Source organism: Acetobacter papayae JCM 25143 (assembly GCF_000613285.1).
GTDB lineage: Bacteria > Pseudomonadota > Alphaproteobacteria > Acetobacterales > Acetobacteraceae > Acetobacter > Acetobacter papayae.
In genome coordinates, this window is the sequence record NZ_BAIN01000096.1 from 1 (window position 1) to 6,723 (window position 6,723).

General features: G+C 59.5%; 5 protein-coding genes and 2 pseudogenes. 4 read left to right on the forward strand and 3 right to left on the reverse strand.

What is annotated here, in order from left to right; genetic code table 11:
- Positions 1-54 precede the first annotated feature (54 nt).
- From JCM25143_RS19930 to JCM25143_RS13950, 4 genes and pseudogenes are all read left to right on the forward strand, one after another.
- Positions 55-841, forward strand: a pseudogene (locus tag JCM25143_RS19930) (ABC transporter permease).
- A gap of 48 nt (positions 842-889) precedes the next feature.
- Positions 890-1,573 carry an ABC transporter ATP-binding protein gene (locus JCM25143_RS13940; RefSeq protein WP_025861654.1) on the forward strand — a complete coding sequence of 228 codons (684 nt, stop codon included), beginning with the start codon at positions 890-892 and terminating at the stop codon, positions 1,571-1,573.
- A 125-nt stretch (positions 1,574-1,698) separates the two neighbouring features.
- Positions 1,699-2,835, forward strand: coding sequence for an LLM class flavin-dependent oxidoreductase (locus tag JCM25143_RS13945; RefSeq protein WP_025861656.1), 1,137 nt, complete (start codon positions 1,699-1,701; stop codon positions 2,833-2,835).
- A gap of 41 nt (positions 2,836-2,876) precedes the next feature.
- Positions 2,877-5,027, forward strand: coding sequence for a TonB-dependent siderophore receptor (locus tag JCM25143_RS13950; RefSeq protein WP_025861657.1), 2,151 nt, complete (start codon positions 2,877-2,879; stop codon positions 5,025-5,027).
- A 112-nt stretch (positions 5,028-5,139) separates the two neighbouring features.
- Here the strand turns inward: JCM25143_RS13950 and JCM25143_RS19935 are convergent.
- The 3 genes and pseudogenes from JCM25143_RS19935 to JCM25143_RS13965 all read right to left on the reverse strand — a co-directional run.
- Positions 5,140-5,737 (reverse strand): annotated as a pseudogene (locus JCM25143_RS19935) (nitroreductase family protein).
- A gap of 83 nt (positions 5,738-5,820) precedes the next feature.
- Positions 5,821-6,363, reverse strand: coding sequence for a flavin reductase family protein (locus tag JCM25143_RS13960; RefSeq protein ID WP_025861661.1), 543 nt, complete (start codon positions 6,361-6,363; stop codon positions 5,821-5,823).
- 9 nt (positions 6,364-6,372) lie between these two features.
- The coding region (locus tag JCM25143_RS13965; protein ID WP_025861662.1) for an ExbD/TolR family protein at positions 6,373-6,723 on the reverse strand (351 nt) is incomplete at its 5' end.

The window sequence follows — 6,723 nt, forward strand, 5'->3', positions numbered from 1 at the left end:
CCCCGGCCCGCTCCCCCCCGCAAGCTGGCCAGAACGCGCGGTCAGGCACGCCGTATCCGCTGGAGCCCGCTCCGCACGCTGGGGCGCTACCTCTCGCCACTGGTGCTTGTGCTGCTCTGGCAGGCTGCCTGCTCCACCGCTGATTTCAACCCGGTTATTCGCCTCGCCATTGCAGATTCTCGCCACGGGGTGGGGGCTGGCGCAGGAGGGCTCGCTTCAGGCCAATCTGGGGGTTTCGCTGCTCCGGGCTGTTGCAGGGCTGGCGCTGGCGCTGGTTACGGGCGTTGTTCTCGCACTCCTTGCCGCATTATCGCGCATTGGCGAAAACATTATTGATGCCCCGATCCAGATTCTGCGCACGCTGCCGGTTCTTGCACTAGCACCACTGTTTATTCTCTGGTTCGGCATTGGCGAAACGCCCAAGGTTCTGCTTGTGGCTCTGGGGGCGACATTTCCGGTTTATCTCAACCTGCATAAAGGTATTCGCGCGATAGACCCAAAACTGCTGGAAATGGCGCGCACCATCGGCCTGTCACGCTGGAAGACCATCCGTAATGTCATCGTGCCCGGTGCTTTGCCCGACCTGCTGGTGGGTATCCGGCTGGCGGTAAGCATTTCATGGCTGATGCTGGTCGTGGCCGAGCAGATCAACGCCAATAGCGGAATCGGACATATGATGATGGATGCACAGGATTTCCTGCGCACTGATATCATTTTCGTTGGCCTTGCGGTTTACGGCCTGCTGGGTCTCATTTCGGATCAGGGGGTGCGTATGGTCGAACGCCGTGCGCTGGCATGGCGCCTGCCCCCAGACAACGGAGGCGCACAGCACCATGACTGAAACCCTGTTGCAGCAGCATGCTCCTTATACACAGCCCCACCAGCCGCCGTGCGTGTGCGGGGCCTTAGCCGCCGCTTTGGTGGTGGCCCGCCCGTGCTGCACGGGCTTGACCTTGATATTGCCCCCGGTGAGTTCGTGGCCCTGCTGGGCCATAGCGGTTCGGGCAAATCCACATTACTGCGCACTCTGGCGCGGCTTGATCCGGTAACGGAAGGCAGCGTGTCCACCCCCAAGGAAATATCCGTTGTTTTTCAGGAAAGCCGCCTGCTGCCTTGGAAAAAAGTGTGGGAAAACGTGGCCCTTGCCCATAGCGATGCCACCCGCGAACAGGCCACCCGCCTGCTTGATGAGGTAGGCCTTGCGCACCGGCAGGATGCCTGGCCGCTTACCCTTTCCGGCGGCGAGGCCCAACGCGCGGCCCTTGCGCGCGCGCTCATCCGCGAGCCGGATTTTCTGATGCTGGATGAACCTTTTGCCGCACTTGACGCCCTAACGCGCCTGCGCATGCAGGCCCTTGTGGCCACACTCTGGCAACGCCACCACAGTGCCGTGCTGCTTGTCACCCATGATGTGGATGAAGCGCTCACTCTGGCTGATCGCGCCATTGTTCTGGACAAGGGGCGTATCAGACTGGACCTGCCCATTCCCCTTGCGCGCCCCCGCCACCATGCCGATCCGCTTTTTGAACGCCTGCGCACCCGCCTGCTGGAGGAACTGGGCGTGCATGCCTGAAAAAAAACCCAGAACACGGAAACAGGTATCGATAATTTACAAAGTCAGTCTTTGCCATTCCTTATGTGATTTTCACATAAAAATACCGCATTATCACGTCATGAACGCTATGGGATTTACGTGAAATGTCAGTAGAATTTATCGGTTACGTCAGTGCCCGAGAACAGACCGAAATCGTCGGCCCTCATGGCCCTGAGGTAGACCCCGCCTACATCAAAAGTGCCGCTCTTTTACATGAGCGCGGTGGTTTTGACCGCGTGCTGGTGGCTTTTCATTCCCACTCGCCTGACAGCCTGCTTGTGGCCCAGCATGCAGCGCTGGCCACCAGCAGGCTGAGCGTACTGGTAGCCCACCGCCCCGGCTTTGCTGCCCCCACGCTTGCAGCCCGGCAGTTTGCAACCCTTGACGCCCTGACAGGTGGTCGCGTAGCCATGCATGTCATTACCGGTGGTAATGATGTTGAACTTCAGGCCGATGGCGACCACCTGACCAAAGCCGAACGCTATGCGCGCGCGGCAGACTATATCCGCATTGTCCGGCGGGAGTGGCAGGGCGGCCCTGCTTTTGATCATGACGGGGCCTTTTACCGTATTCGCGGGGCGCAGGCGGCCATTCTGCCCCGGCATGAAGGCAGCGTGCCGGTTTATTTCGGCGGCGCGTCGGATGAGGCCATTGCCGTTACGGCAGAACTGGCGGATGGCTACGCCCTGTGGGGGGAACCGCTGGATCAGGCGGCGGAACTGGTCAACCGCGTCCGCAACGCAGCCAGCCGGCATGGCCGCACGCTGCGTTTTTCCATTTCCTTCCGCCCCATTCTTGCACAAACGGAAGAAGAAGCATGGGAACGCGCCGCCGCCATAGAGGCCACTCTGATTGCCCGCCAGCAGCGCGAGCAGCAGTCCCAACAATCGGGCAACATAGCGCTCGACAGCGCGGGCGCACGCCCCACGGCCTCGACCCTGCCCACCAATGAAGGTTCACGCAGGCTGCAAGCCATAGCCGCGCGCGGCGCACGGCATGATGAGCGGCTATGGACCGGCGTTGCTCAGGCCACGGGCGGACGCTGGAATTCGACCTCGCTAGTCGGCACACCCGAACAGGTCGCGCAAAGCCTTTTGCAGTACTATCGCCTTGGTATTCATACTTTCCTTATTCGGGGTTTTGATCCCGTGCCGGACACCGTGCTGTTCGGCCGTGAACTGATCCCCCGCGTGCGTGAACTGATCGCACGGGAAAACGCCACGGCGCATCACGCCGCATAACCCTTCATCATTCGTTATTTTTGCACGGAGATTGCATCGCCATGGTCCGCACAGGGTTTCGCGCCCTTCTGCTTGCATCGCTGCCCGGTCTCGCCACCGCGCAGACCACCGCCGCCGCCGCAACGCATAAGAACACTTCACCCATTATTGCCAAAACGCCCAAAAAGGCACCCGTACCCCTGATAGGGGCGGCAGAGGCCATAACGGTTCATACCAACCGCAATACGCCGCATCTTGCCCGCAAGGTGCCGCTGGGTGCGCTTGGCGACAAATCAGAGTTTGAAACACCTTTTTCCGTCAGTTCCATTTCCGCGGCCCGTATGGAAGCCCTACAGGCCAATGATATCAACGATGTCATGCGGTACGAACCGGGCGTGCAGGCTACCTCCAACGGCGGTGCCACGGCATCGGGCTCCAGTGTGCGTGTGCGCGGCCTCAATCTGGACTGGACCAACGGCTATAAAATAGACGGTATGGCCATCCCTTTCTGGTATATCGACCTGCCCGTGGCCAATTTCGATACCATACAGGTTTATAAGGGGGCATCGGCCTTCATGTATGGCTTTGGCTCGCCGGGCGGTGTGCTGGATTACCGGCTGAAAGCCCCGGTGGAAAACCGCAAGCTGACACTTGAAGCGGGCTATCGTTCCGATGCCGTTTTCCGCCAGATGCTCGATGTCGGCGGTTCGCTCGATTCCGCGCATCGGATCCAGACCCGGCTTTCCTTCGGCAGCGAAGAGGGCGAGCAATATAACTCGAGCTTTGTCCGCAATTTTTCCATGTCCTTTACGACCAATGTACGCATTACTGATAAACTACACTGGCGTTTCAACAGTTTTTACATGAACACGCTGCAAAAAGGCATGGTCAACACCATTCTGACCACACCGGGGCTGGCGGTCACGCCTATCAGCGGGCGAACACCGCTCGGGGCTCCCAATTCACGGAAAACCAACGACCTCAAACGCTTCAGCACCGGTCTGGACTGGGACTTTGCCCGTAACTGGACCGCAAGCCTTACCTATGCCTACACCCATCTGGACGAGCAGTTTCCCGCAAGCCAGCTTTACTTCACCAGTGCCGGAGGCGATTACAAAAGTCAGGCTTATGAGCAGTTGCGGATTCTGACTTACCATCAGGTCGATTTTACCACACAGGGGCATTTCGATACCGGAATCCTGCATCATGATGTCATGGTGGGTCTGACATGGCTGCAACAGAATTTTGACTGGGATGCCAATGTCGGCGCCAAACTTCCTTTTGAATACGGCAATATTTATACTGACCGCCCAAGCCTGACCAGCGCCACGGATTTTCACCCGCGCATGTACCGCTATATCAACTACCAGCAGCTAGCTCCTTTCTGGAGCGACACCATAAGCCTGGGAAAATGGTCGCTCATGGCCGGGGCGCGCTACACTGCCTACAGAGAAGACGATTATTCAAAAACCGGCAGCACAACAGGCTCACATCGCAACAACCCGGTAACGCCCGTGGTCTCTCTCAGCTACAGGGCCACGCCATGGCTCAATGCGTATTTCAGTTGGGTGCAGGCCGTACAGGCTGGTGGGCAGGCCCCACAGGGCACCAACAATTACGGCGAGGTCTTCAGCCCGATCCGCAGCGACCAGTATGAGCTGGGTGTCAAAGTCCAGCGCCGGACTTTCAGCGGTACACTCGCAGTTTTCCGCATGGATACCGGAGCCGCCTACACAAACATCCAGAACGATTACGTGCAGGATGGCGTTTCGCGCTATCAGGGGGTTGAGGCCTCGGCCTCATGGCTGGTCACAAAAGACCTGAACCTGAATGGTAGTCTTGCTTATCTGGATGCGCGCTACGTCAAGGCCGCAGCCGGTTATGCCGGACACCAGCTTGAAGCTGTCGCACCTTTTCAGGCTGCTTTCAATGCTGATTATCGCGTGCCGCTCGTAAAAGGCCTGAGCGTAAACGCAGGATTCAACTATGTTTCACGGAGCTGGCTGGATGCCGCCAATACTGTGCGCATGCCCTCCTATATCGTAGGCGAAATCGGCGCTGCCTACACCACACGGGTCGACTCCCATACACTGACTTTCCGCGCCAATGTCGAAAATGTCGGCGGGGTCCGGTACTGGATGAGCCGTGGCAGCTACAACATTTTCCCCGGTGCCCCCCGCACCATAACCCTAAGTGCCCGTCTGGACCTGTAATCCGGCCATGCCCATGCCGCCCTCCACAGGGCGGCATAAAGCCTCAGCACCATAAAAAAGGCCCGGCATTGAACTGCCGGGCCTTTTTCCTGTACGGGCTGTTTAGCGCCCCTTACCCAACGGGAAAACGCCCGGCAAACACGACATCGGCCAGCGGCAGGCGGTCAGACGGCTGCTCACGCTCGGCCAACCCTTCCGGCAGGGTATCCGCCGGGGCCTGACGCCCGATAACAATAGCCGCATGCAGGTCATGGTCTTCCGGCAGGCCCAGCCCTTCATGCGCCAGAGCATGGTCAAAACCACTAATGGGATGAGTAGCCAGCCACTCTGCCATGCCTGCAACTGCACCAGCACGCTGGCAGCGCCGGTATCGAAAGCATGGGTGGGGTTGGCGCGCACGCCACCATTTTTTGTATCGTCCGTCACCCGGCGTGACGCCACATACACGATAGCCGAGGCCTGCTCCGCCCATGACCGGTTGAACGGAATAAGCCAGCTTAGAAAGCGCTCCCAGTCCGGGGTATCGCGCCGGGCATGAATAAACCGCCAGGCTGGTGGTTATAGGCCGACGGAGCCCAACGCCCTGCTTCAAGCAGGGCGAGCAGGTCCGCATCACTTATCCCGACGGGTGTAAACGCGCGGGGCGACCAGCGCTGGAGAATGAAGGGCGCTGCATGCGAGCCCCCTCTGGGAGAGACAGGAGCAGTCATGACATACCACCATGCGTGAGTTTCATACGATAAACGCTAGTGCACATACTGGAAAAAAACCAGCATGACCTCTTGCGGGCCGCTCAGGCCGGAACAGGGGTAGGCTGCACGGACAGGGCATGAAAATCACGCCCGAACCACGCCAGCCCAGTCACATCCTGCGCGGGAGCCCCGATCTCCTCAACATGACAGAGCAGGATGTCATGCGTGCCAGCCGAATAGAAAGCCGCCACACGGCCTGTTAGCCATACGGCGGCACTGGCCAGAACGGGCGGTCTGCCTTCGGGTTCCTGCCAGTCGTGAGAAGAGAATTTTTCATCCTGCGTTACCCGGCTGGAAGCAAAGCGCATGGCCAGCGCCTCATCCCCCGGCGCCAGAAGACTGATGCCCACAATGCCATTCTCAACAAAAGCAGCATGAGAGCGGCTGTCGCGGTTCAGGCAAAGCAGCACGGAAGGCGGTTCCGCGCTGGCCGAACAGAGCGCTGAAACAGTCAGGCCGTGCCGCCCGGCGGGGCCGCTAGTCGTGACCAGCGCCACCGGTGCCACCAGACGGCTCATGGCATCGCGGAAAGCCTGAGCGGACGGCGTAGCTCCCTCCGCACGGAACTCTGTTGTTTTGACCATGATGTTTCCTTAGCCGGGTTGCAGAAACTGTTCGTGTCCGAGGATAGCCATTTTGGAGACACCGAGGCGCTGCGCGTCTGCCATGACATGGATAACGGTTTTGTAGTCGGCCAGCCTGTTGGGCACGACGTGGAATTCCGCGCGCATGTCTTCCGGCCCCGTGGCAATCTCTGACAGCCGTGACTGCAGTTCCGCCTCCGAGCCCACGGGCTCCCCGTTCCAGGTGATCGCATTGTCAAAATCGATCGCCAGCGTCACCACAGGCACTTCATGCGTCGCGGGCGGCGGGTTGCCCTGCGGCAGGTCGATCGAGACGGACTGGGTCTGAAGCGGGATCGTGATGATCAGCATGATCAGCAG

What these genes read in the sequence shown, in the direction of transcription:
- JCM25143_RS13960 (WP_025861661.1), bottom strand. Translation starts at nt 6,363, where the DNA reads ATGGTCAAAACAACAGAGTTCCGTGCGGAGGGAGCTACGCCGTCCGCT.
- JCM25143_RS13950 (WP_025861657.1), top strand. Translation starts at nt 2,877, where the DNA reads ATGGTCCGCACAGGGTTTCGCGCCCTTCTGCTTGCATCGCTGCCCGGT.
- JCM25143_RS13945 (WP_025861656.1), top strand. Translation starts at nt 1,699, where the DNA reads ATGTCAGTAGAATTTATCGGTTACGTCAGTGCCCGAGAACAGACCGAA.